This window comes from Proteus hauseri (genome assembly GCF_004116975.1).
Taxonomy (GTDB): domain Bacteria; phylum Pseudomonadota; class Gammaproteobacteria; order Enterobacterales; family Enterobacteriaceae; genus Proteus; species Proteus hauseri.
The window spans coordinates 1,283,551-1,308,385 of record NZ_CP026364.1; the positions used below are offsets into that span (position 1 = coordinate 1,283,551).

The following is a 24,835-nucleotide window of genomic DNA, read 5'->3' on the forward strand; positions in this document are numbered from 1 at the left end:
AGGTATACTGAAACCTTTCTTTTTATTCTATGTATCGCCATGCGGATATAACATGCAAAAGTTTGATACCAAAACCTTTCAGGGGCTTATCCTGACACTACAGGATTACTGGGCTCGTCAAGGCTGTACCATTGTCCAACCATTAGATATGGAAGTTGGTGCAGGTACGTCACACCCAATGACCTGTTTACGAGCATTAGGTCCTGAGCCTATTGCAGCGGCTTATGTACAACCTTCACGCCGTCCGACTGATGGACGTTACGGTGAAAACCCTAACCGTTTACAGCACTATTACCAATTCCAAGTTATCATTAAACCTTCTCCAGATAATATCCAAGAGCTCTATCTTGGTTCATTAAGAGAACTCGGTTTAGATCCAACTATTCACGATATTCGTTTTGTTGAAGATAACTGGGAAAACCCAACACTGGGTGCTTGGGGTTTAGGCTGGGAAGTTTGGCTCAACGGCATGGAAGTCACTCAGTTTACCTATTTCCAACAAGTCGGTGGATTAGAATGTAAACCAGTGACTGGCGAAATTACTTACGGTTTAGAACGCCTTGCGATGTATATTCAAGGTGTAGATAGTGTTTATGACTTAGTTTGGTGCGATGGCCCATTAGGCAAAACCACTTATGGTGATATTTATCATCAAAATGAAGTTGAGCAATCTACTTATAACTTTGAATATGCTGATGTGGATTTCTTATTCTCTTGCTTTGAGCAATATGAAAAAGAAGCTCGCGAGTTGTTAGCGTTAGAAAAACCTCTGCCTTTACCTGCTTACGAACGAATTTTAAAAGCAGGACACACCTTTAACTTATTGGATGCACGTAAAGCTATCTCTGTGACAGAGCGTCAGCGCTATATTTTACGTATCCGTACTTTAACCAAAGCGGTTGCTGAGGCTTATTATGCCTCTCGTGAAGCGCTTGGTTTCCCTATGTGTAAAAAGGACTAAGAGGCTATCATGACAACTGAGACTTTCCTTGTGGAAATCGGCACAGAAGAGTTACCGCCGAAAGCGCTTCGTTCTTTAGCCGAATCTTTTGCTGCCAACTTTACGACTGAATTAGATAACGCCAACGTTGCTCATGGTGATGTCACTTGGTTTGCAGCGCCTCGCCGTTTAGCTATCAAAGTGGCTAACCTTGCTAAATCGCAAGCAGATAGAATCGTTGAAAAACGCGGCCCTGCTATTTCACAAGCTTTTGATGCTGAGGGTAAAGCAACAAAAGCAGCTGAAGGTTGGGCAAGAGGTAATGGCATCACTGTTGATCAAGCTGAACGCTTATCAACAGACAAAGGCGAATGGCTATTTTATCGCGCGGAAGTAAAAGGCGAAGCTGTTAATAATTTGCTTATTGGCATGGTAAGCAACTCATTATCTAAACTGCCAATTCCAAAACTAATGCGCTGGGGCGATAAGGACACTCACTTTGTCCGCCCAGTTCATACTGTTACCTTATTATTAGGTGATACCGTTATTGATGGTGAAATTTTAGGCATCCAAAGTGACCGTATTATTCGTGGTCACCGCTTTATGGGTGAAGCTGAATTTACTATTGATAACGCTGATCAATATCCTGAAATTCTGTATGAGCGCGGAAAAGTAATTGCTGATTACGAAACACGTAAATCAATCATTTTGCATGATGCTCGTCTTGCCGCAGAAAAATTAGGTGGTATTGCCGATTTAAGCGATAGCTTAGTCGAAGAAGTGACTTCTTTGGTTGAATGGCCTGTGGTGTTAACAGCAAAATTTGAGGAAAAATTCCTCGAAGTGCCTGCTGAAGCACTCGTTTATACCATGAAAGGTGACCAAAAGTACTTCCCTGTTTACGATAAACAAGGCGCGCTGTTACCAAACTTTATTTTTGTTACTAACATTGAGTCTTCTGATCCACAACAGATTATCAGCGGTAACGAAAAAGTAGTACGCCCTCGTTTGGCTGATGCGGAATTCTTCTTTAAAACTGACCGTAAACAACGTTTAGAAGATAACTTGCCACGACTTGAAACTGTCCTATTCCAAAAAGATTTAGGCACATTGCGTGATAAAACAGATCGTATTCAAGCATTAGCTGGCTTTATTGCCGGCAAAATGGGGGCTGATGTTAATAAAGCCACCCGTGCGGGTTTACTATCAAAATGTGACTTAATGACCAATATGGTTTTCGAATTCACTGATACCCAAGGTGTTATGGGTATGCATTATGCGCGTCATGATGGTGAAGCAGAAGAAGTGGCAGTCGCACTAAAAGAACAGTATCAACCACGTTTTGCTGGTGATGAGCTACCATCAAACCCTGTCGCAAGTGCACTGGCTATTGCAGAAAAGATGGACACTCTTGCTGGTATCTTCGGTATTGGTCAACATCCTAAAGGGGATAAAGACCCATTCGCTCTGCGTCGTGCATCATTAGGTGTATTACGCATTATCGTTGAGCAAGATTTACCGTTAGATATTGAAGAGTTAACACAAGAAGCTGCTCGTCTTTATGGTGATAAGCTGACGAACAAAAATGTTGTCAGTGATGTGGTTGAGTTTATGTTAGGCCGTTTCCGTTCTTGGTATCAAGAACTAGGTTACAGCATTGATACTATTCAAGCTGTGCTTGCTCGCCGCCCAACACAACCAGCAGACTTTAATGCGCGCGTAAAAGCGGTAACTTACTTCCGTTCTTTAGAAGAAGCATCGGCGCTTGCAGAAGCAAATAAACGTGTTTCTAATATTTTAGCGAAATCAGCTAACGTTAAATTAAACGATAAAGTATTAGCATCCGTATTAAAAGCACCAGAAGAAGTTCAATTAGCGGCTAATCTTGCTGTATTACAAGATAAATTAGCGCCGTTATTTGCAGAACGTAAATATCAAGAAGCATTAGTTGAATTAGCTTCTTTACGTGATGTTGTGAATAACTTCTTTGATAAAGTTATGGTAATGGATGAAGACGAAGCCATTCGTATTAACCGTTTAACCATGCTAAGTCAGTTACGTGAGTTATTCTTAAAAGTCGCTGATATTTCCGTTTTACAATAATCTGTAAAACTTAATTAAGCGTAAACCGGCATTGTAAAAGCAATGCCGGTTTTTTTATTTATTTCAAATGAGATTTATATAAAAATTTTTATTTACACTCAAAAACACTTTTAATTTATTAACAGAGACTATGTTATATAGACTCTGTTTTTCTAGCATAATAAATACCTACAAACCTGTTTCTACCGTAAATAATTGACGATATCCGTCAATATCACGCATAAAAGCAATATATTTATTATCTGGGGAAAATACGACAGCATCGCTACTTGGTGCTTGTGCCATTTTTTCGGTTAATCGAGTTAACTCACCTGTTTTTGCATTACATAACATCACACTGTTATCGCAAATAAAGGTCAGATATTGCCCATTATTATTCCATGTAAATGCAGATTGAATATCCCATGCTTGAGACGTGATTTGTGTTATTTCTTTAGTGCTTGGCGAAACGGTATATAACTGCACAACACCGTTATCATCTTTCATTAAAAAGGCAATTGCACCATCTTGTGGTGAACTTCTTAACCAATGACGAGGCTGATTTAATACACCAGGATATTTTCTATCAGCAGTATAAGTCAGTCTAACTTGATGGATCCCTTTTGCCGGTGCAGGTAATGCAAAATCGGTTCCTGCCAAAGGCTTATCACCCTCAATATTAAAATCCGCATTATCCTCAGGTAAATCAACTATAAAAATTTCAGGTATTTTATCACCCTGTTCACTCACCGTATCGCCAATGAAAGCAATAGCCCAACGTTGTTGTGAACCATCCTGTTTTATATAGCCATGAGTTCCAATCCAACACTCTTCATAAGCTTTGTTGATTTCATCACTACCTTTTTGTGGCTGAGTCACTGTTTGGCTAATAACAGTACAAAAATATTCTCCATCATATTCACGAGGATGTGATTTTGAAACATTGACTGCTTTTAAAGGTACAGCTACTGCTACATTGCGTTGATCATACCCGTCACCCAACTGATGCATAATATGATCGTTATAAGTAAAACTAAGGCGCGTACCATCTGGGCTAAATACATGGACATGTGTACCACCACGTAATGCACCTGCTTGATATGGCGATGTAAGGGAACATGCATCAATATTAGCAGCACGATTATTTTTTGATTCATCAACAATCACACCTCGACGATGATGAAAATCATAATGCCATTCATCATCTGGCTTTTCTGGCCCGTGAATAAAAGCATAACGTACTGGTTCTGTTGGGCTTACAGTGACAACGCCGGCATAAGCCCCGTCTTTAGCTGTGTAAATGATCTGTTGCTGTTTTGTTTTCGCATGAATTTTTTCTATGGTTAGACCGGTAAAAGATCCCCCATTAGGACGCACATCATAAACTAACCACTGGCTATCTGGTGTCCAAACATTTATATTAGTTAACTGATGATGACGGCTATCAAACGTAATCTGATGTTCCTGAAAAGACATATTTATCCTTATCGGGAAATAAATTTCCACATTATAAAAACTAATTGATTTTACCTGGCACTAAAAAAACTCAGTCGAGACTTTTTCGCAAGGTGATTACTCTATCCTCACTAAATAGTCAGAAAATTAAAAAATCATGTTACTTAGTGTTCTCTATATTATCGGTATTACCGCAGAAGCCATGACTGGCGCGCTTGCAGCTGGTCGTCGTAAAATGGATGTCTTTGGCGTTATCATTATTGCATCAGCAACCGCAATTGGCGGTGGCTCTGTAAGAGATATCTTGCTCGGACACTACCCTTTAGGTTGGGTAAAACATCCTGAATATATCGTCACTGTTGCATGTGCTGCTGTTATTACCATGTGGGTAGCCCCCATGATGAAACATCTACAGCGGTTATTCCTCATCTTAGATGCCATTGGTCTTATGGTTTTCTCTATCATTGGTGCACAAATCGCTCTTGATATGGAATATGGCCCCATTATTGCAGCCATTGCTGCTGTTATTACGGGTGCTTTTGGTGGTGTTTTAAGAGATATGCTCTGTAATACCATTCCACTCGTTTTCCAAAAAGAAATTTATGCCGGTATTGCCTTTGGCGCAGCGTGGCTTTATATGGGACTTCAGTTCTACACGCCCCTTCCTAAAGACGTTATTATTATTATTACACTTGTCGCTGGGTTAACTGCTCGTTTACTTGCTATTCGTTATAAACTGGGATTACCTGTATTTAATTATGAGAATCAAGATTAACTAATCGCGGTTTTAACAACAGTAGTTATTGTAGATTCTGTGGTGTATCTCAAAATATAACTTATCCCACCTATTATGATAAAAGGTGATTCCTATCACTTCGCCTTTAATTGTATGTTAATATTGAGATAGTTTAATTTTTCTCCTGTTTAAATTGGCATAAGAATAATGCTATAAGAAAAAAATAGCCCAGTATTCAGCATGGACACTGTATGTGATCCGTTGTACGTGTATAATATGTCAGGGACTTGCACCCTAAACATGTATTTATACTTAATTCTCCAGTCAAATTCAGAAAGTCATCATGATCCAAGGAACACTTTATATTGTTTCCGCCCCAAGCGGTGCGGGTAAATCAAGTCTTATTCAGGCACTGTTAAAAACACAGCCTTTATATGACACTCAGGTTTCTGTCTCTCATACAACGCGTCCAATGCGACCAGGAGAGAACCATGGTGAACATTATTTCTTTGTCACTGAAGCCGAATTTAAAAGCATGATCGAAAGCGGTGATTTCCTCGAACATGCTTGTGTGTTTGGTAACTATTACGGTACTTCGGGTAAAGTTATCAATGAGATATTAGCCAGTGGTGTTGATGTTTTTCTTGATATTGATTGGCAGGGCGCTCAGCAAGTTCGCAATAAAATGCCAGAAGCCCGCAGTATTTTTATTCTGCCACCTTCAAAAGAAGAGCTTTATCGTAGACTTCGTGGACGTGGACAAGATAGCGAAGAAGTCATTGCAAAACGCATGTCGCAAGCTGTATCTGAAATGGATCATTTTAATGAGTATGATTATTTGCTCATCAATGATGATTTCAATACTGCGCTTGCTGATTTACAATCAATTATTCGCTCTGAAAAATTACGCCTTGATCGTCAAACGCTACGACATGGTGATTTAATCAGCAAATTATTGGCAGACTGAGATAAGTTTCAGTATTATGCCCAGTCATTTCGTTAATGGTGGAGTAACACAAATATGGCACGCGTAACCGTTCAAGACGCTGTAGAAAAAATTGGTAACCGTTTTGACCTTGTTCTGGTCGCTGCACGTCGTGCGCGTCAGTTACAAATTGGCGCTAAAGATCCTTTAGTTCCAGAAGAGAATGATAAAATGACTGTTGTCGCGCTACGTGAAATTGAAGAAGGCCTGATCAACGGCAAAATTCTTGATGCTCGTGAACGTCAAGAGCAACAAGAACAAGAAGCAGCTGAATTACAAGCTGTTTCAGCGATAGCAGAAGGTCGTCGTTAGTCGTTTATAAAATAGGGGTAGGTCTGCCTTGTACCTGTTTGAAAGCCTGAATCAAATTGTTCAGAAATATTTGCCTGATGAGCAAGTAGAACAACTAAAAAAAGCCTTTATCGTCGCCAGAGATGCCCACGAGGGACAAGCTCGCTCAAGTGGTGAGCCTTATATCACTCACCCCGTTGCTGTGGCTTGTATTCTTGCCGATATGCGATTAGACCATCAAACCTTGATGGCCGCATTACTGCATGATGTTATCGAAGACACACCTGCGACGTTTCAAGATATCGAAAACCTTTTTGGTAATACGGTTGCAGGTCTTGTTGAAGGCGTTTCTAAGCTTGATAAACTCAAATTTAGAGACAAAAAAGAAGCTCAGGCAGAAAACTTCCGAAAAATGATCATGGCGATGGTAAAAGATATCCGCGTCATTTTGATCAAGCTGGCAGACCGCACTCACAATATGCGCACACTGGGCTCATTACGCCCAGATAAACGTCGCCGTATTGCGCGTGAGACACTCGAAATCTACAGTCCTCTTGCTCACCGTTTAGGTATACATCATATCAAAACAGAACTTGAAGAGCTGGGTTTCGAGGCACTCCACCCTAATCGCTACCGAGTTATCAAAGAAGTCGTTAAGGCTGCTCGTGGTAACCGTAAAGAGATGATTAATAAAATCCTCTCTGAGATAGACGGACGTTTAACCGAAGCACATATTGAGTGTAAAGTTAACGGTCGCGAAAAACACCTCTACTCTATCTACCGGAAAATGTTACTTAAAGAGCAACGTTTTCACTCGATAATGGATATTTATGCTTTTCGCGTTATCGTGAAAGAAGTGGATACCTGTTATCGCGTCTTAGGTCAAATGCACAGTCTTTATAAACCCCGTCCAGGTCGGGTAAAAGATTACATTGCAATTCCTAAAGCCAACGGCTATCAATCTCTGCATACGTCATTAATTGGCCCTCATGGTGTCCCTGTTGAAGTGCAAATCCGTACTGAAGATATGGATCAAATGGCTGAAATGGGTGTTGCAGCACATTGGGCTTATAAAGAGCAAGGTGAGCAACCTGGTACTACCGCACAAGTTAGAGCTCAACGTTGGATGCAAAGTCTACTTGAATTACAACAAAGTGCAGGTAGTTCTTTTGAATTTATTGAAAACGTAAAATCAGATCTCTTTCCTGATGAAATTTATGTTTTTACCCCAGAAGGCCGCATTGTGGAGTTACCAACAGGCGCAACTCCTGTCGATTTCGCTTATGCTGTACATACTGATATTGGTCATGCTTGTGTTGGTGCTAGAGTTGATCGCCAACCTTATCCGCTTTCTCAATCATTGCGTACGGGTCAGACGGTTGAAATTATTACCGCCCCAGGTGCAAGACCAAATGCAGCGTGGCTAAATTTTGTCGTCAGTTCCAGGGCGCGATCCAAAATTAGGCAATTGCTAAAAAATCTAAAACGCGAAGACTCCATCAACCTAGGCCGTCGTTTACTCAACCATGCTTTAGGCAATAGTAAATTAGCCGATATTTCAGCTGAAAATATTGAACGCGAATTAAAGCGAATGAAGCTACATTCAGTCGATGATTTAATGGCTGAGATTGGTTTAGGTAACGCAATGAGTGTCGTAGTGGCGCGCAACTTACTCTTAGATTTACAACATCAAGATGAAGCCACAACAACTAATGGCGAAACACCGAAATTACCGATTAAAGGTGCTGATGGCGTACTTATCTCGTTTGCGAAATGTTGTCGCCCTATTCCAGGTGACCCCATTGTTGCTCATATTAGCCCAGGTAAAGGTTTAGTTATTCACCATGAATCTTGTCGTAATATTCGTGGCTACCAAAAAGAACCTGAAAAATTTATGCCTGTTGAGTGGGATAAAGATATTGATAGCGATTTTATTACTGAAATAAAAGTCGATATGATAAATCACCAAGGTGCTTTAGCAAATTTAACTGCTGCTATTAATGATGCAAACTCAAGTATTCAAAGCATGAATACAGAAGAGAAAGATGGCCGAGTTTATTGCGCATTTATACGATTAACCGCAAAAGACCGTATCCAACTCGCCAATATCATGCGTAAGCTTCGTATCATGCCTGACGTATTACGCGTTAGCCGCAATAAAAATTAATAATGAATCCAATTCGATATGCCCGCATCTGCCAAATGATGGCGATGCGGCAACCTGACCTCACTGTTTGCCTTGAAGAAGTGCATAAATCCCATAATGTTGCGGCCGTAATCAGAACTGCTGATGCTGTTGGTATTCCTAAAATTCATGCTATTTGGCCTGAAGAAAAAATGCGCATGTTGGTATCACCCGCAGCGGGTAGTAATAGCTGGGTGAATGTTGAAACACACCCGACAATTACTGATGCGGTGTCTTCATTTCGCAATAACGGAATGCAAATTCTTGCTACGCATCTTTCTGATAAAGCGATTGATTTTCGTGACATTGATTACACCCGCCCTACCTGTATTATTATGGGACAAGAAAAAACGGGTATTTCACAAGATGCCATTGCACTTGCCGATCAAGATATTATCGTTCCCATGATGGGGATGGTACAATCGCTCAACGTTTCTGTTGCTAGCGCCCTGATTTTATATGAGGCACAACGCCAACGTCAGGCTGCGGGCATGTATAATCGGACAGAAAGCACCCTAACAGCAGAAGAACAGCAAATTTTGTTGTTTGAAGGCGGCTATCCGGTATTAGCTGAAGTTTCTCGTCGTAAAGGATTAACTCGCCCTTATATTAATGATTGCGGTGAAATTGAAGCACCCGACTCATGGTGGGCACAGATGCAAATGACGCAGAAACAACTTAGGAAATTAAAAAAGACGGAGTGACTTTCCCATGAAAGGAAAACTGCTTGATGCAATCCCCTTAACCACTCTTCACGGCGTAGGTGCAAGTCAGGCAGATAAACTGGCAAAAATAGGGTTAGTGACTATTGAAGATTTACTTCTTCACCTTCCTTTACGTTATGAAGATCAAACTCATCTATACGCAATAAGCGACTTACTTGTGGGTATTCCTGCGACCGTTTCAGGTGAAATATTACGTACAGAAGTCAGTTTTGGCCGTCGTAAAATGATGACATGCCAAATTTCGGATGGCTCTGGCATTCTCACCTTACGATTCTTTAATTTTACTGCTGCGATGAAAAATAACCTTGCTCAAGGTAAACAAGTCACTGCGTATGGTGAAGTCAAACGCGGAAGCCGCGGCCCTGAAATTATTCATCCTGAATATAAAATCAAAGTTGCTGGCACTGATGTTGAATTACAAAAAACACTCACACCAATTTATTCAACTACTGAAGGTCTGCGACAAACTTCATTACGTAAGTTAATTGATCAAGCGCTTGAATTACTTGATACTTGTGCTATTAACGAATTACTTCCTGAGCAATTTATTCATGGTTTACCACCATTAGCGGACGCATTACGAACGTTGCACACCCCGCCTCCTGATATTGAATTTACTGAACTCGAAAAAGGGCAGCATCCTGCTCAAAAACGTCTCATTATTGAAGAACTGCTTGCTCATAATTTAGGAATGTTAAATGCACGCGCTGGAGCGCAGTCTTACCGCGCTGAGCCGTTATTTATGCCAGTATCATCCACATTGAGACAACAATTTCTCGCTTCATTACCATTCACACCAACTCATGCACAACAACGAGTTGTACATGAAATTGAAGTGGATTTAGAAAAAAACTACCCGATGATGCGATTAATCCAAGGTGATGTAGGATCAGGAAAAACATTAGTTGCTGCATTAAGCGCATTACGTGCAATTGCTAACGGTAAACAAGTGGCGTTAATGGCGCCCACAGAATTGCTCGCTGAACAACATGCTTTAACTTTTAGAAAATGGTTTGAACCTTTTGGTATTCAAGTTGGTTGGTTGGCGGGTAAGCAAAAAGGCAAAGCCAGAGAAGCGCAACAAAATGCTATCGCCAATGGTGAAGTCTCTATCATTATTGGTACACATGCGATTTTCCAAGAACAGGTAAAATTCCATTCTCTAGCACTCGTTATTATTGATGAGCAACATCGTTTTGGCGTACACCAACGTCTTGCTTTATGGAAAAAAGGGGAAGAACAAGGTTTTCATCCTCATCAATTAGTCATGACCGCAACACCCATTCCACGCACATTAGCAATGACCGCTTATGCGGATATGGATACGTCGATTATTGACGAACTACCACCAGGTAGAACACCCGTTACCACTGTAGCTATTCCAGATACACGACGAGATGAAATCATCGAACGAATTCGACTTGCTTGTACAGAAGAAAAACGCCAAGCCTATTGGGTATGTACCTTAATCGAAGATTCAGAGGTTTTAGAAGCCCAAGCGGCACAAGTTATCTATGAAGAGCTTACGCTAGCACTGCCTGAGATTAAAATAGGCTTAGTTCATGGCCGAATGAAACCCGTTGAAAAACAAGCCGTGATGGCTGCATTTAAAGAAAATGGGTTACAACTGTTAGTGGCAACAACTGTTATTGAAGTTGGGGTAGATGTGCCTAATGCCAGCTTAATGATTATAGATAATCCTGAGCGATTAGGATTAGCGCAATTACACCAATTACGCGGTCGAGTGGGTCGAGGAGCTATCGCATCACATTGCGTGCTGCTCTATAAAACACCGTTAACACAGACAGCGCGATTGCGTTTACAGGTTTTAAGAGATAGTAACGATGGCTTTGTTATCGCGCAAAAAGATCTTGAAATTCGTGGGCCAGGGGAGCTATTAGGAACAAGACAAACCGGAAATGCCGAATTTAAAGTCGCCGACCTATTACGCGACCAAGGACTAATTCCTGAAGTACAACGAATTGCGCGTTATTTACATCAACATTATCCTAAGCACTCACAAGCCTTAATCGAACGCTGGCTACCTGCAAAGACACAGTATAGCCAAGCTTAGGTTATCAATAATTAATCGCTGTAGCATTGCGTTAGGGCGCTAACAGCGATTATTTATCCTATGTCAGCTCATCTTGCTTATATATCAAGGCAATATTTCTGAAATTATCTCTCAATATCTCAATATGATAAATAACATGAGATATTAGTATATTTATCTATAAAATACAGAGTATTACAACAGAAAATGCCACAGAACAATCTGTGGCATTGATCAATTTACAAAGAATTTATAACGAAATAACTTACCCAGCAATAGTGGGGAAGAATGGTAAGAGTAAATAAAGTTTTATCACTATCGCATTCACTATATCAATAAAGAATGCTCCAACCATTGGAACCACTAAGAACGCGAGATGTGAAGGTCCAAAACGATCTGTGACCGCTTGCATATTAGCGATAGCGGTTGGTGTAGCACCTAAGCCAAAACCACAGTGACCCGCAGCTAAAATTGCAGCATCGTAGTTTTTACCCATAACACGGAAGGTGACAAAAATAGCGTATAGAGCCATCACACCCGCCTGCACACCTAAGATCACAATCATAGGTAGTGCCAAGGATGCCAGTTCCCATAGTTTTAAGCTCATTAATGCCATCGCTAAAAAGAGCGATAAACTAACGTTACCTAAAACAGAAACCGCCCTATCAAATACACGATAAAAACCAAGCATTGATAAACTGTTACTTAAAATCACACCAATAAAAAGAACACAGACAAACGTTGGTAGTGAGAATGCGGTGCCTTCAAGTAATTGCGATAAGAAGGTTCCCGCCATTAAACAGATAGCAATCATCGCAATGGTTTCTAACAATACCATTGAGGTTATCATTCTACCTGTTGTTGGCTTTTCAAATGCTGTTGGCATTTCGTGATCATCAGCACATAATCCTGGAGTAGGAATATTGCGGATAAGATAACGAGCAACGGGGCCACCTATGAGTCCCCCTAAAACTAATCCAAATGTTGCACACGCCATCGCGACTTCTGAAGCACTCTTAAAACCATAGCTTTCAACAAAGGTTTTACCCCAAGCAGCACCTGTACCGTGCCCACCAGATAAAGTTATCGAACCAGCAAGTAATCCCATTAAAGGATCAAGACCTAACATTTTTGCCAGTGCAATACCCACCGTGTTTTGGACAAGCAGTAACCCTACAACAACAAAAACAAAAATAAAAAGTGCTTTTCCTCCCGCTTTTAAGCTTGAAAGGTTTGCGTTCAAACCAATGGTTGCAAAAAAAGCGAGCATTAATGGATCTTTTAATGAGAGATCAAAACTGACCTCCCAATCCATCAATGATTTAAAAGCTAATAAAAGAACTGCAACAAGTAATCCACCTGCAACGGGTTCTGGGATCGTATATCGTTCTAAAAAAGGAACAGATTTCACTAACTTACGTCCGAGCAATAGAACCAAAGTGGCCGCGACTAGCGTGCCATAAACATCGAGATGATACATTTATGTACCCCGTCTTATTTGTTAATTTTATATAAAAATACTACGACGCTACGTTCATCCATAAACAACGCCAAAAGCAGGTAACCCCGATTAGAAAAAAAATCCGCGACAAACACAAGTTAAAACATATAAAAATGTGAGCCTCTCTTATGCATTTTAATAACATTAATCTTGCGCAAACGATTGCTTTTGTGGCGGAGATCATTAAAATACGTTTTTTGTCGGATAAGAAATTCACATCATGGTTACTTCAGAAAATCAAAAATTGCCACAAAGTAGTGATCTTGCCAGTAAAGCAAATAGCGAGCTCCTTTTTGCTCTTGAAGAAAAGCCGCCATTACCCCAAACTCTTTTTGCCGCAGGGCAACATTTATTAGCGATGTTTGTCGCGGTTATTACACCCGCAATTTTAATTTGCCAAGCATTAGGGCTGCCGGCTCACGATACTCAACGCATTATCAGTATGTCGTTATTTGCATCAGGTATTGCATCACTGATCCAAATTCGTGCTTGGGGGCCAGTGGGCTCTGGCTTACTTTCTATTCAAGGTACGAGTTTTAATTTTGTCGCCCCCTTAATCATGGGTGGATTAGCGCTGAAAAATGGAGGTGCTGATACCCCAACGATGATGGCAGCCCTCTTTGGTACCTTAATGGTAGCATCGCTGACCGAAATAGTTCTTTCTCGTGTACTGCATCTAGCAAGACGTATTATCACCCCTTTAGTTTCTGGCATTGTTGTGATGATTATCGGACTTTCTTTAATTCAAGTCGGTTTAACCTCTATTGGTGGAGGTTATGCGGCTATTGAAAATAATACCTTTGGTTCACCACAAAATTTATTACTGGCTGGATCCGTACTTGCTGTCATTATTCTTCTTAATCGTCAAAAAAATCCTTATTTACGCGTCGCTTCGTTAGTAATCGCAATGGCTGTAGGTTACCTTCTTGCATGGGCATTAGATATGCTACCAACACCGCCAGAGCATCAAGAAACACCATTTATTACCATTCCTGAGCCATTTTATTATGGATTATCATTTGATTGGCATTTGCTGGTTCCACTGATGCTAGTTTTTATGATCACATCCCTTGAAACCATAGGCGATATTACCGCGACCTCAGATGTATCAGAGCAACCTGTTAGTGGCCCTGTATATATGAAACGAATTAAAGGTGGTGTGTTAGCCAATGGTATAAACTCTATGGTATCGGCTTTTTTCAATACCTTTCCAAATTCGTGTTTTGGTCAAAACAATGGTGTGATTCAATTAACCGGTGTCGCTAGCCGTTATGTGGGTTATTTTGTTGCAGCACTACTTATCCTTCTTGGCCTATTTCCTTCAGTTGCAGAATTTGTGCAGAAAATTCCAGAACCCGTATTAGGTGGAGCAACACTGGTGATGTTTGGTACTATCGCCGCATCTGGTGTACGAATTGTCTCTAAAGAGGCATTAAACCGCCGAGCTGTAATGATCCTCGCTATTTCATTAGCAATAGGCTTAGGGGTTTCACAACAACCTCAAATATTGCAATTTGCACCTGATTGGTTAAAAACTTTATTATCATCAGGTATTGCAGCTGGGGGATTAACTGCAATTATTCTTAACCTGATTTTTCCACAAGAAAAATAATCTTATCGATACCAATTATATTTGATCTAAATACAAAACGTAGTTTCTTTATAATAAATAGGAACTACGTTTTTAGATCTCAAGCACTTGTATTTTTTCTGAAAGATTTTCCTTTTTATATTTATTATTTCTTAACTATCAATATCATAGTCGAGAAAAATATGCCTATTCATAGTGGTATTTCAAACAGTCCATCACTTCGTTTTTTGAAAACACATTCATCAACATCGCAATATGAAATTACCAGTTTACGGAAATTTTTTATTCGCATAAAAGATGAGTTTTTAGCCCTATTTAATTCTAACCACAAATTTACCTCTTTAGAGAATAAGACCGTGGCAGAGTTTAATTTAACAATGATGGTAAAAGATGTTGTTACCTTTATTAAAAATACAGCTCTTAACGATAGTTCAAAAAAAGATAATGCAAACTATGTAAATTACGCGTTTACGTATTTACCAACGCAATCCAAAATTCAAGTTAACCTCTACAATATTTATCACTCAGGTGATTCTGAGCCCAATGAACTCCTCACCCAACTAATTAACTACATTAATAATGCAGATAAAAATTCACTCGACCAAACGGAATATATTCAACTTGCTAAAAAAGGGATGAAAGAGATAGCTGACGATCTTATAAATATTAAACCTCCGACACGAGAAGCAAAAGATGATGACAACACCGTAGAAAAAAGATCTGAGCAATTTATTTCATTACAAAAAAAAATAGCAGCAATTACTATGGAGGTTAAAAATAAATAATCTTTAATTCGGTGAATACTTGAGCATAGTCCAGTTTTCAGGCATAAATGTATAATCTTTTGGAGGGTGGTAAACAGGAGAAATACAATGCGCTGGCTGATAAAAAGTTTGGTATCTCTGATACTTATCGTCATTTTATTTATTATTATAATTTATGCCTTTATTCAAACCCAATGGGGAGCGCAAAAAACCAGCGAATGGTTAACCGAATACAGCAATTATGATGTGCGTTTTTCGGGTGTAGAGCATAATTTTACTCAGCCAGAACAGATCGTTGTACACGATTTCTCTATCAATCCTAAACAAAATAAAACCATAGTTTCTGCAAAATCAGCACAAATAAAATTTAACTGGCAGTTTTTTACCACACCTTCTCATCTACAAAAAATCACCTTAGAAAACGGCAATATTGTTTTAGCTGAAACAACACTCGCTATCCCTTTAAGTGCTGATATTTTGCAATTTAAAAATATGGCATTAAGTCGTGTTAAATCAGATTTGTCTTTTACTGCTGAAAAAATAACTGGCGGAATAGCACCTTGGAAACCAACATCAACAGATACACTGGGTTCTGGGCATTTTCAGTTTTCGATAGCAGAAGGAACCATAAATAATAACAATTTCAGTAATTTTATTATTTCGGGTGAATATAAACCTAATGATATTAACATTGAGAAATTAGGTACAAAATTACTAAATGGTACCTTATCGCTAACGGGGCGATATCAAGATAACCACTGGAAATTAAACGAAGTATATTTAAACGGCATACGTTGGCAATCACCTCAATCCTTAGAGGAGTTAATCCACTCATTTAACCAATACCCACCGATTAATATAAGACTATTAAATATTATCGATTTTACAGCAGAAGGTAAACAGTGGGCTGTGAGTGGGTTTGATGGGAAATTTGCTCAATTAAATATTGATAAAAAGGTTTCTTTTTCTTCGGGTGAATTTAACACCAATGATGTAGTGATAGACAATCAGCATTTTACTGATGTTATTACTAAAATGAACCAACAAAATAATCGACTTAATCTCGATTCATTAAGCTTACGCTATGAAAAAGGATTGATTAAATTAGCAGGCAGTTGGGATCAAAATAATAAAACCTTAACCATTCAAGACGGTACACTTTCGGGTATTTTATATACACTGCCTGAAGATTGGTTATCTACTTTTGCATCTCCTCTCAATAACGATATTCAAAATATCAATATTGAGCAGCTCTCTATTAATCAATCCATACTCATTGATATTAGCCCAAGCTTTCCATTCCAATTCACTGGATTAACGGGAAAACTGCAAAATCTAATAGTTGCAAAAGAAGGCGAATGGGGATTATGGCAGGGCTCTGCCATATTAAATGCGGATAGCGGAACACTAAACCGTATTGAGTTGCGCCGCCCAGATTTAAAAATTGCTACCTTGCAAGATAATGCAATTGCAGAACAATTTTCCGCATTTATTGATGAAGGTATAGTTCGAGGATCAGCCGCATTAGTACAATCGAATAACCAAAGAACCTTTTCATTAATAGCGAATGGGTTAAACGTCCCCTTATCTATCCCCAATGAAATGGGATGGAAAACAGCACCATTAAATGAAAAAGGCCAATTCACATTAAAATTGAGCGGAGATTTACGCGCTAAGACGATTAACCCTACATTAAATGGCACATTACTGGGTAAAAAAGACGAGCAACAAATCATCAATGCGACCATGAAAAATGGTGAAATAATTAATAACTTATAATCTCTATTTTCAAGGGGAGCACGGATTGCGCCCTTAATAAAAAGCGTTACAATGCATTATCTTTCCTGTTTTCTTATTGCGGAGTTTTCATGTCTGACGACGATTTTTCCCCACAAAAAATATCTTTGACCAAGTTCCAACACTCTCCTTTAACTGCGCTTGAAGAAAACAGCACCGTTGAAGTTTGCGATACGGATAAAACCCCTCTATTTTATTGCCTTTCTAAACAAGATTATGATTGTCTGATTAGCCGGGTGATGGATGCAGAACTTGCAGCTATTGTACTTGAACGCCGCCAAAAGAAACTTGATGAACTTGATTTAGACTAATTAATATTTTTATAGCGATGCTCAAACAAAAAAACACCTAATAAGGTGTTTTTTTATTCTCAATAAAAAATAAGCAACTGCAATTAACGTTTTTTCTTTTTACGGCCAGGCTGAACAAAACGTTTACGAGAATTATTTTCTGTCTCTTTCACTTTAGTTTGAGGAATATGGATCCCTAATGCTTTAGCATTACTGAGCTGTTTTTTAGGTTTATTTTGTTTCGCTTTTGGTGCTTCAGAGCTCGATTTTTCAATAGCATCAAATAACGTAATTAACTCATCATCCGTTAAGTCACGCCATTCACCAACAGGCAACCCAGACAAACTTACATTCATAATTCGAATGCGTTCTAGTTTAGTCACCTCATAACCAAAATATTCACACATCCGACGAATTTGACGATTTAAACCTTGAACTAAAGTAATACGGAACACCATTGGTGCTTCTTTTTTTACTTTACATTTTTTTGTTTTTTGCCCCATTATCGGAACGCCGGCAGCCATTCCATAAATAAACTCATCAGTGATCGGTTTATTAACCGTGACAAGGTACTCTTTCTCGTGATCATTCCCTGCACGTAAGATTTTATTCACTAAATCCCCGTGGTTAGTCAGAAAAATAAGGCCTTGAGAGTCTTTATCTAAGCGGCCGATAGGAAACACTCGAGTACTGTGGTTTACATAATCAACAATATTATCTTTCTCGCCATCATCAGTGGTACTCACGATACCAACAGGCTTATTTAGTGCGATTAAAACTAATTCAGAGTTATTCTCTGCCTCAATCAATCGACCATTAACTTTGACTTCATCGCCAGCAAAAACTTGATCGCCAATACTGGCGCGTTTGCCATTAATCACAACAAGCCCCTGCTCAATATAGCGATCAGCCTCGCGCCGAGAGCAAATCCCACTTTCACTGATATATTTATTAAGACGAGTAGATAAATTGGTGTCCATGCTTCCCTCCGTAAACTGCGAAATATACATCAATTGGATAGCGATAGAAACTCTATAAGATAAGCATTAAAGCATAGATTTTTTATATCCATACTTTAAGAGTAAAAAAAGGGGGGTAATGGATAAAAAAGTAATTTAATTTCAATTAATTAATATGTAACATGACTAGCACTGCTTATTTAATGACGGCAAAACAAGATAAGTACCACTAAATACCGCGCCAACCCCTTCATCACCACAAATATCAACATCCAACTTAATTCGCGCTTTACTACCTTTTGCTAATCGCCCTAAATCACCACTTAAGTTTTCCATATCTGCAATAGCCACAGGACGCCCAGAGACTGGTTTGCGATAGCGAATATGCGCATCCACCAGCACAATATCGCCTTGAAGTTTATGCTCTTGCATCAATAACCAAATAAGTCCCCAGCCAGTTAAGGTTGCTAAAGAAAATTGGCTTCCAGCAAAAATAGTATGGTGCGGGTTTTGATTTCCAGCCTCAGGAATGGTGGTGTAAAAACGGGTTCCTGTGTATTGCGTAATACGTAATCCCATTTTTTCACTTAATGGAATATGCTGATGCCACTGTTTTTGTAATTCAGCACACCAATCTGGCCGGTGTAAAATATCATCTAAAGACTCAATACTTTTTTTCATAAAGTAATGTTTAATGGGCGTTGTCTGTGGTCCAGTCACTAATCCACAATTCTCATACCCTAACTTTTGAAAAAAACTGACAGATTCTTCTCGTGCACTACATACAATCCGTTTTACACCTTCTTGTCGTGCTAAAGACTCCAATGCCATTGCAACAAGCGTGCCTAATCCTTTGCCTTGTGCATCCGTTCGTACTGCCATAAAACGAATAGCACCTTCATTATCAGCATTGATGTAAAGTCGCCCTATCGCAACAGGTTGCCCCTCTTCATCAACAACCATTTGGTGATGCGCAGTGGTGTCATAGCCATCTTTTTCGGAGCCTTCAGGCTGATGTAATGGTTTACGAAGCATTTCCCAGCGAAAAGAGTAATAGGCTGCGAATTCAGCCTCTGTTTTTGGGGTTCGTAAATGGTACATATCTGTGCTCCTTCTAACATTACTGTCGTTAAAATTAAACCTGTAGCCAGAATGTCACGGGGCCATCATTTGTTAGAGTAATTTGCATATCTGCAGCAAATTGCCCTGTTTGTGTTGCTAAACCTTGTTGCTGACACTGTTCAATAAAATAGTGATAGAGCTTTTCAGCTAATTCAGGAGGAGCTCCATTAGAAAAACCGGGACGCATACCTTTTTGTGTTTCTGCCGCAAGGGTAAATTGAGAGACAACCAATAAGCTGCCCTCGGCTTGCTGTACATTTAGATTCATTTTGTCATTTTCATCACTGAATATACGGTAGCCACACACTTTCTCACACAATCTTTTCGCTTTTTGCTCGTTGTCTTCTTTTTCAACACCCAATAAAACTAACAAACCTTGATTAATCGCCCCGACGGTTTTACCGCCAATATCTACTTTTGCTTGTGTGACTCGCTGAATTAACGCAATCATGCTCTCTTCCTGATAAATACATGAAAAAATAAACCAATAAAAAAGGATAACAATTTCAATCTATTGTTATCCTTACGATATCATTATTCTTCCACCGAAAGGGTAAAATCATGATCTTTGAAGTAGTCTACTACTGTGTGTTTATCAATGACATGTACGCCTTTCATCCCTACAGCGATTGCCGCATCAACATTTTCTTTTATATCATCAAAGAAAACGGCATCTTGAGCGTTAACGTCTTCAGATTGTAAAACGTATTTGTAAATTTCAGGATCAGGTTTTCTCATGCCAAGATCTTGAGATAAATAAAGGAAATCAGCAGAGGCTGCAATTTCAGGATAATGTTGAGGCCAGTAGTCTTGATGTAATCGATTAGTATTTGATAGTACTACAACTCGATGTCCTTGTTCTCTTAATTTATTCATTATATCAATAACTTCCGGGCGTAGTGCAACAAAAATGGCGTGCCATCCCTCAGCAAATTGTTCAAAGCTCAAGCTAATACCTAATTCTGAACTAATTGCTTCAGCAAATTCTATATCTGTAATATTGCCGCGCTCGTGTAATTTAAAGGTTTCTCCCGCAGTAAAGTTACTTTTTATGTTTGCCAATGGAACACCACTGAGCTTACCCCATACCGCGAATACCCGATTAAAATCGATATCAATAATCACATTACCCATATCAAAGATATAAAGCATAAATCCTCTCCATTGTAGAAAACTCATTTTACTTTAATCATAAATCATCTTACTGAACAGGCTTAAACAATAAAAAAGTACAAGAATCGCTCTTAATTTTTTTGTAAAACATAAAACCAGAACAGTGATATAGGAAAAGCGATATGAGATGCACAATTATTCTAAAATATACGTTGTATTTCGTCACAGATAACAGATAACAGATAACAGATAACAGATAACAGATAACAGATAGCTATAAAACAACATGTAAATTGACAATGACTCAAGGAAAATAAATTAGCAGTAAAAAGGAAGAGATGAAGAGGAGATAAAAATAGGGAAAGGACAATATATAAGAAAACTTATGCGGTGGTGATTATTTTCCACCGCATTCGTCTTATCACATAAAGAACTCAGGGCGCTAACGCGCCCTAAGAATTATGTTGTCTAAAACAATCAATTAGTCTTTGCTACGGTAAGCGCGACGACGATCATTTTCAGACAGATAACGTTTACGCAGACGGATAGACTGCGGAGTAACTTCAACTAACTCATCGTCATCAATAAATTCTAACGCTTGCTCTAATGTTTGTTTCAGGTGTGGAGTCAGCGTTGTCGCCTCATCAGTACCAGAAGCACGCATATTGGTCAGTTTCTTACCTGTTAAGCAGTTTACTGTTAAGTCATTAGAACGAGTATGAATACCAATGACTTGGCCTTCATAAACTTCGGCACCATGAGTAACAAATAATTTACCACGATCTTGTAAGCTATACAGAGCGTAAGCAACGGCTTTACCTTGACCATTAGAGATCATAACACCATTATTACGGCGACCGATTTCACCCGGACGAACATCATCATAATGACTGAATGTTGCATACAGTAAACCAGTACCTGATGTCATTGTCATAAATTCAGTACGGAAACCAATCAGACCACGGCTAGGGATAATGTAGTCTAAACGTACACGACCTTTACCATCTGGTTGCATATCACGCATTTCGCCTTTACGTTCACCCATCGCTTGCATCACATCACCTTGGTGCTGTTCTTCAATGTCGATAGTAACTTGTTCAAAAGGCTCTTGTTTACGACCGTCGATATCACGGAAGATAACTTTAGGGCGAGATACACCTAATTCGAAACCTTCACGACGCATATTTTCAATCAGAACTGACAGGTGAAGCTCACCACGACCTGATACACGGAATGCATCTGGATCTTCAGTTTCTTCTACGCGTAGTGCAACGTTATGAACTAACTCTTTCTTCAGACGATCTAAAATCTGACGAGAAGTCACGAATTTACCTTCACGACCACAGAAAGGTGAGGTGTTAACACAGAAATACATGCTAACTGTTGGTTCATCAACGGCTAATGCAGGCAGCGCTTCAACAGCACCTGTTTCGCAAATAGTATCTGAAATATTCAGTTCACCTAAACCAGTAATTGCGATGATATCGCCTGCTTCAGCAACTTCAACTTCGATACGCTCTAAGCCAAGATGACCTAACACTTTACCGACTTTACCGTTACGGGTTTTACCTTCACTATCAATGATAGTGACTTGTTGGTTAGGTTTAACCTTACCACGCTTAATACGGCCGATACCGATAACGCCCATATAGTTGTTGTAGTCCAACTGAGAAATTTGCATCTGGAATGTACCATCCAGATCCACTTTCGGTGGCTCTACATATTTGACAATAGCTTCATATAACGGAGTCATATCTTCAGCCATGTCATTATAATCTGTTCCCGCAATACCATTTAATGCAGATGCATAAATGATAGGGAAATCAAGTTGTTCGTCGGTCGCACCAAGGTTAACGAACAGGTCAAATACCTGATCAACAACCCAGTCTGGACGCGCACCAGGGCGGTCAACTTTATTGATAACAACGATAGGTTTTAAGTTGTTAGCAAACGCTTTTTGTGTCACAAAACGAGTTTGTGGCATTGGGCCATCCATCGCGTCAACCAGCAATAGAACGCAGTCTACCATAGACATAACACGTTCTACCTCACCACCGAAATCGGCGTGTCCTGGGGTATCTACGATATTGATACGATAGTCATTCCATTTAATCGCTGTATTTTTCGCAAGAATAGTAATTCCGCGCTCTCTTTCGAGATCATTTGAATCCATCACGCGCTCAGCCAGCGTCTCACGTTCACCGAACGTACCGGACTGCTGTAGTAATTTATCGACGATAGTAGTTTTACCATGGTCAACGTGGGCGATGATGGCGATATTACGCAAGTTTTCGATCACAAAATTTGCCTCAGGCATTGTAGAAATAAGCGCGTTATTGTACACGCTTTAGACGAGAGACTAAACAAGATCACAATAATGATTGCTTAACAATATGCAATTAATTGAATTGTGATCCTTTTCACGCCTCAGAATTTAGTGGCATTACATGATTGCACCAAAACAGTGCGCTCAATTAGGCTTAATTTGCACCAGTATTGTGCAATAATTAAAAAATCACATGAGGTATTCTACACTAAACTTCATGAATACAGTATATATCCCTTTTTATATAAGTTGGCATGGTTTTCGCAATAGTATTTTGGTGAGCAAACAATTCACCAAAAAATGTGTAAGGCCACTGCACTAAATAAAACCACTCGCCAGGAGAGTTTATATGTCCCTTGAACATGTATTATCCATGATTGAAGAACATAAAGTTAGATATATTGACTTACGTTTTACTGATACCCGCGGCAAAGAACAACATCTGACTATTCCTGCCCATCAGGTTAACGATGATTTCTTTGAAGAAGGAAAAATGTTCGATGGATCTTCTATTGGCGGTTGGAAAGGCATTAACGAATCAGACATGGTACTGATGCCTGATGCTTCTACAGCAATGCTTGACCCATTTTTTCAAGATCCAACACTGATTATTCGTTGTGATGTATTAGAACCAGGCACAATGCAAGGTTATGATCGCGACCCTCGTTCTATCTCAAAACGAGCTGAAGATTACCTAAAATCAAGCGGTATCGCCGACACTGTTTTATTTGGGCCAGAACCTGAATTCTTCTTATTTGATGATATTCGTTTTAAAAATGATATTTCAGGCGCGTCATACGCTATCAATGACATTGAAGCAGCATGGAACACCAATACCAAATATGAAGATGGTAACAAAGGCCATCGTCCTATGGTAAAAGGGGGTTATTTCCCATTACCACCCGTTGATTCATCTCAAGATATTCGCTCTACCATGTGTAACATTATGGAAGAGATGGGATTAGTGGTTGAAGCTCATCACCACGAAGTCGCAACGGCAGGTCAAAACGAGGTCGCAACACGTTTTAATACCATGACCAAAAAAGCAGATGAAACCCAAATTTATAAATACGTAGTACAAAACGTTGCTCACGTATTTGGCAAAACGGCGACCTTTATGCCAAAACCACTTGTGGGTGATAACGGTTCAGGTATGCACTGCCATATGTCACTGTCTAAAAATGGAACCAATCTATTTGCGGGTGACAAATACGGCGGATTATCTGAAATGGCGCTGTACTACATTGGCGGCATTATCAAACATGCTCGCGCATTAAATGCGTTTACCAACCCGACAACCAACTCATACAAACGCTTAGTTCCGGGTTTTGAAGCACCTGTTATGCTGGCTTACTCTGCACGTAACCGCTCAGCGTCTATTCGTATCCCAGTTGTTGCCAGCATGAAAGCGCGTCGTATTGAAGTACGTTTCCCAGATCCACTCGCGAACCCTTATCTTGCTTTTGCTGCTCAGTTAATGGCAGGTCTTGATGGCATTACCAATAAAATTCACCCAGGTGATGCTATGGATAAAAACCTCTATGACTTACCGCCAGAAGAGGCAAAAGAGATCCCAACAGTAGCGGGTTCATTAGAAGAAGCACTGAATGCATTAGATGCAGACCGTGAATTCTTAACTCATGGTGGTGTATTCACTAATGACTCAATTGATGCCTATTTAGCGCTTTTACGTACTGACGTTCAGCGTGTTCGTATGGCGCCACATCCTCTTGAATTCGAAATGTATTACAGTGCTTAAACTTTTTGCATTACATTTAATGCATTGCTGTAGATAATGATTTTTTGTTGCCGTGAAGCTATTTTGCCCATCTTCGGATGGGCACTTTTCTCCCACTTAAGGAGTCGGTCAGTTCGCTTACGCATCTGTTCATTTATAAAAAAAAAGGTAAGATGCACTAA

Annotated in this window: 20 protein-coding genes; 13 read left to right on the forward strand and 7 right to left on the reverse strand. The window is 39.6% G+C overall.

Translation table 11 applies throughout. From position 1 onward, the window contains the following. Positions 1-52: 52 nt before the first annotated feature. Together glyQ and glyS are read left to right on the forward strand one after the other, a co-directional pair. The gene (gene glyQ / locus PH4a_RS05845; protein ID WP_129038466.1) at positions 53-961 is read left to right on the forward strand and encodes a glycine--tRNA ligase subunit alpha; all 909 of its coding nucleotides are present in this window, start codon (positions 53-55) and stop codon (positions 959-961) included. Positions 962-970: 9 nt separating this feature from the next. Beyond that, the gene (gene glyS / locus PH4a_RS05850; RefSeq protein WP_064718158.1) at positions 971-3,043 is read left to right on the forward strand and encodes a glycine--tRNA ligase subunit beta; all 2,073 of its coding nucleotides are present in this window, start codon (positions 971-973) and stop codon (positions 3,041-3,043) included. 168 nt (positions 3,044-3,211) lie between these two features. Here the strand turns inward: glyS and PH4a_RS05855 are convergent, their stop codons facing one another. Next, positions 3,212-4,498: a YidR family protein gene (locus PH4a_RS05855; RefSeq protein ID WP_129038468.1), complete on the reverse strand. Its 1,287-nt coding sequence runs from the start codon at positions 4,496-4,498 to the stop codon at positions 3,212-3,214. Between the two features lie 136 nt (positions 4,499-4,634). Between PH4a_RS05855 and PH4a_RS05860 the strand changes: the two genes are divergently transcribed. The 6 genes from PH4a_RS05860 (at position 4,635) to recG (ending at position 11,473) form a co-directional block, all read left to right on the forward strand. After that, on the forward strand, positions 4,635-5,252 hold the full coding sequence (locus PH4a_RS05860) for a trimeric intracellular cation channel family protein (protein ID WP_064718160.1): 618 nt from the start codon (positions 4,635-4,637) through the stop codon (positions 5,250-5,252). A gap of 304 nt (positions 5,253-5,556) precedes the next feature. Next, the gene (gene gmk / locus PH4a_RS05865) at positions 5,557-6,180 is read left to right on the forward strand and encodes a guanylate kinase (RefSeq protein WP_129038470.1); all 624 of its coding nucleotides are present in this window, start codon (positions 5,557-5,559) and stop codon (positions 6,178-6,180) included. Between the two features lie 54 nt (positions 6,181-6,234). Continuing rightward, the gene (gene rpoZ, locus PH4a_RS05870) at positions 6,235-6,510 is read left to right on the forward strand and encodes a DNA-directed RNA polymerase subunit omega (RefSeq protein WP_064718162.1); all 276 of its coding nucleotides are present in this window, start codon (positions 6,235-6,237) and stop codon (positions 6,508-6,510) included. Positions 6,511-6,538: 28 nt separating this feature from the next. Beyond that, positions 6,539-8,656 carry a bifunctional GTP diphosphokinase/guanosine-3',5'-bis pyrophosphate 3'-pyrophosphohydrolase gene (gene spoT, locus PH4a_RS05875; RefSeq protein ID WP_129038472.1) on the forward strand — a complete coding sequence of 706 codons (2,118 nt, stop codon included), beginning with the start codon at positions 6,539-6,541 and terminating at the stop codon, positions 8,654-8,656. 2 nt (positions 8,657-8,658) lie between these two features. After that, on the forward strand, positions 8,659-9,378 hold the full coding sequence (gene trmH / locus PH4a_RS05880; RefSeq protein ID WP_064718164.1) for a tRNA (guanosine(18)-2'-O)-methyltransferase TrmH: 720 nt from the start codon (positions 8,659-8,661) through the stop codon (positions 9,376-9,378). 7 nt (positions 9,379-9,385) lie between these two features. Continuing rightward, on the forward strand, positions 9,386-11,473 hold the full coding sequence (gene recG, locus PH4a_RS05885) for an ATP-dependent DNA helicase RecG (protein WP_129038474.1): 2,088 nt from the start codon (positions 9,386-9,388) through the stop codon (positions 11,471-11,473). A 244-nt stretch (positions 11,474-11,717) separates the two neighbouring features. Here the strand turns inward: recG and gltS are convergent, their stop codons facing one another. Next, positions 11,718-12,932 (reverse strand): sodium/glutamate symporter, encoded by a 1,215-nt coding sequence (gene gltS / locus PH4a_RS05890; RefSeq protein ID WP_129038476.1) that lies wholly within the window; start codon positions 12,930-12,932, stop codon positions 11,718-11,720. Positions 12,933-13,173: 241 nt separating this feature from the next. Here gltS and PH4a_RS05895 point away from each other — a divergent pair, with 241 nt between their 5' ends. The 4 genes from PH4a_RS05895 (at position 13,174) to PH4a_RS05910 (ending at position 17,416) form a co-directional block, all read left to right on the forward strand. Continuing rightward, complete coding sequence (locus PH4a_RS05895) at positions 13,174-14,565, forward strand: uracil-xanthine permease family protein (protein ID WP_129038478.1); 1,392 nt, start codon at positions 13,174-13,176, stop codon at positions 14,563-14,565. A 161-nt stretch (positions 14,566-14,726) separates the two neighbouring features. Further along, on the forward strand, positions 14,727-15,329 hold the full coding sequence (locus PH4a_RS05900; protein ID WP_129038480.1) for a hypothetical protein: 603 nt from the start codon (positions 14,727-14,729) through the stop codon (positions 15,327-15,329). A gap of 87 nt (positions 15,330-15,416) precedes the next feature. Then, positions 15,417-17,087 carry an AsmA family protein gene (locus PH4a_RS05905; RefSeq protein ID WP_129038482.1) on the forward strand — a complete coding sequence of 557 codons (1,671 nt, stop codon included), beginning with the start codon at positions 15,417-15,419 and terminating at the stop codon, positions 17,085-17,087. Between the two features lie 89 nt (positions 17,088-17,176). Then, positions 17,177-17,416 (forward strand): hypothetical protein, encoded by a 240-nt coding sequence (locus PH4a_RS05910; protein WP_129038484.1) that lies wholly within the window; start codon positions 17,177-17,179, stop codon positions 17,414-17,416. An 83-nt stretch (positions 17,417-17,499) separates the two neighbouring features. Here the strand turns inward: PH4a_RS05910 and rluF are convergent, their stop codons facing one another. The 5 genes from rluF to typA all read right to left on the reverse strand — a co-directional run bounded on the left by rluF (position 17,500) and on the right by typA (position 22,906). Continuing rightward, entirely contained in the window at positions 17,500-18,375 is an 876-nt protein-coding gene (gene rluF / locus PH4a_RS05915) for a 23S rRNA pseudouridine(2604) synthase RluF (RefSeq protein ID WP_129038486.1), read from the reverse strand. Between the two features lie 165 nt (positions 18,376-18,540). Next, entirely contained in the window at positions 18,541-19,455 is a 915-nt protein-coding gene (fabY, locus tag PH4a_RS05920) for a fatty acid biosynthesis protein FabY (RefSeq protein WP_129038488.1), read from the reverse strand. A 34-nt stretch (positions 19,456-19,489) separates the two neighbouring features. After that, entirely contained in the window at positions 19,490-19,927 is a 438-nt protein-coding gene (gene dtd / locus PH4a_RS05925) for a D-aminoacyl-tRNA deacylase (RefSeq protein WP_129038490.1), read from the reverse strand. Positions 19,928-20,010: 83 nt separating this feature from the next. Beyond that, positions 20,011-20,628 (reverse strand): glucose-1-phosphatase, encoded by a 618-nt coding sequence (yihX, locus tag PH4a_RS05930; RefSeq protein ID WP_129038492.1) that lies wholly within the window; start codon positions 20,626-20,628, stop codon positions 20,011-20,013. 442 nt (positions 20,629-21,070) lie between these two features. Further along, the gene (gene typA, locus PH4a_RS05935; protein ID WP_064718175.1) at positions 21,071-22,906 is read right to left on the reverse strand and encodes a ribosome-dependent GTPase TypA; all 1,836 of its coding nucleotides are present in this window, start codon (positions 22,904-22,906) and stop codon (positions 21,071-21,073) included. A 358-nt stretch (positions 22,907-23,264) separates the two neighbouring features. Here typA and glnA point away from each other — a divergent pair, with 358 nt between their 5' ends. Beyond that, positions 23,265-24,674: a glutamate--ammonia ligase gene (gene glnA / locus PH4a_RS05940; protein WP_064718176.1), complete on the forward strand. Its 1,410-nt coding sequence runs from the start codon at positions 23,265-23,267 to the stop codon at positions 24,672-24,674. The last annotated feature ends 161 nt before the right edge of the window (positions 24,675-24,835 follow it).

What these genes read in the sequence shown, in the direction of transcription:
- PH4a_RS05905 (WP_129038482.1), top strand. Translation starts at nt 15,417, where the DNA reads ATGCGCTGGCTGATAAAAAGTTTGGTATCTCTGATACTTATCGTCATT.
- gmk (WP_129038470.1), top strand. Translation starts at nt 5,557, where the DNA reads ATGATCCAAGGAACACTTTATATTGTTTCCGCCCCAAGCGGTGCGGGT.
- typA (WP_064718175.1), bottom strand. Translation starts at nt 22,906, where the DNA reads ATGCCTGAGGCAAATTTTGTGATCGAAAACTTGCGTAATATCGCCATC.
- PH4a_RS05910 (WP_129038484.1), top strand. Translation starts at nt 17,177, where the DNA reads ATGTCTGACGACGATTTTTCCCCACAAAAAATATCTTTGACCAAGTTC.
- fabY (WP_129038488.1), bottom strand. Translation starts at nt 19,455, where the DNA reads ATGTACCATTTACGAACCCCAAAAACAGAGGCTGAATTCGCAGCCTAT.
- PH4a_RS05860 (WP_064718160.1), top strand. Translation starts at nt 4,635, where the DNA reads ATGTTACTTAGTGTTCTCTATATTATCGGTATTACCGCAGAAGCCATG.
- gltS (WP_129038476.1), bottom strand. Translation starts at nt 12,932, where the DNA reads ATGTATCATCTCGATGTTTATGGCACGCTAGTCGCGGCCACTTTGGTT.
- PH4a_RS05895 (WP_129038478.1), top strand. Translation starts at nt 13,174, where the DNA reads ATGGTTACTTCAGAAAATCAAAAATTGCCACAAAGTAGTGATCTTGCC.
- rpoZ (WP_064718162.1), top strand. Translation starts at nt 6,235, where the DNA reads ATGGCACGCGTAACCGTTCAAGACGCTGTAGAAAAAATTGGTAACCGT.
- PH4a_RS05855 (WP_129038468.1), bottom strand. Translation starts at nt 4,498, where the DNA reads ATGTCTTTTCAGGAACATCAGATTACGTTTGATAGCCGTCATCATCAG.
- trmH (WP_064718164.1), top strand. Translation starts at nt 8,659, where the DNA reads ATGAATCCAATTCGATATGCCCGCATCTGCCAAATGATGGCGATGCGG.
- glyS (WP_064718158.1), top strand. Translation starts at nt 971, where the DNA reads ATGACAACTGAGACTTTCCTTGTGGAAATCGGCACAGAAGAGTTACCG.
- glnA (WP_064718176.1), top strand. Translation starts at nt 23,265, where the DNA reads ATGTCCCTTGAACATGTATTATCCATGATTGAAGAACATAAAGTTAGA.
- dtd (WP_129038490.1), bottom strand. Translation starts at nt 19,927, where the DNA reads ATGATTGCGTTAATTCAGCGAGTCACACAAGCAAAAGTAGATATTGGC.
- yihX (WP_129038492.1), bottom strand. Translation starts at nt 20,628, where the DNA reads ATGCTTTATATCTTTGATATGGGTAATGTGATTATTGATATCGATTTT.
- rluF (WP_129038486.1), bottom strand. Translation starts at nt 18,375, where the DNA reads ATGGACACCAATTTATCTACTCGTCTTAATAAATATATCAGTGAAAGT.
- glyQ (WP_129038466.1), top strand. Translation starts at nt 53, where the DNA reads ATGCAAAAGTTTGATACCAAAACCTTTCAGGGGCTTATCCTGACACTA.
- recG (WP_129038474.1), top strand. Translation starts at nt 9,386, where the DNA reads ATGAAAGGAAAACTGCTTGATGCAATCCCCTTAACCACTCTTCACGGC.
- PH4a_RS05900 (WP_129038480.1), top strand. Translation starts at nt 14,727, where the DNA reads ATGCCTATTCATAGTGGTATTTCAAACAGTCCATCACTTCGTTTTTTG.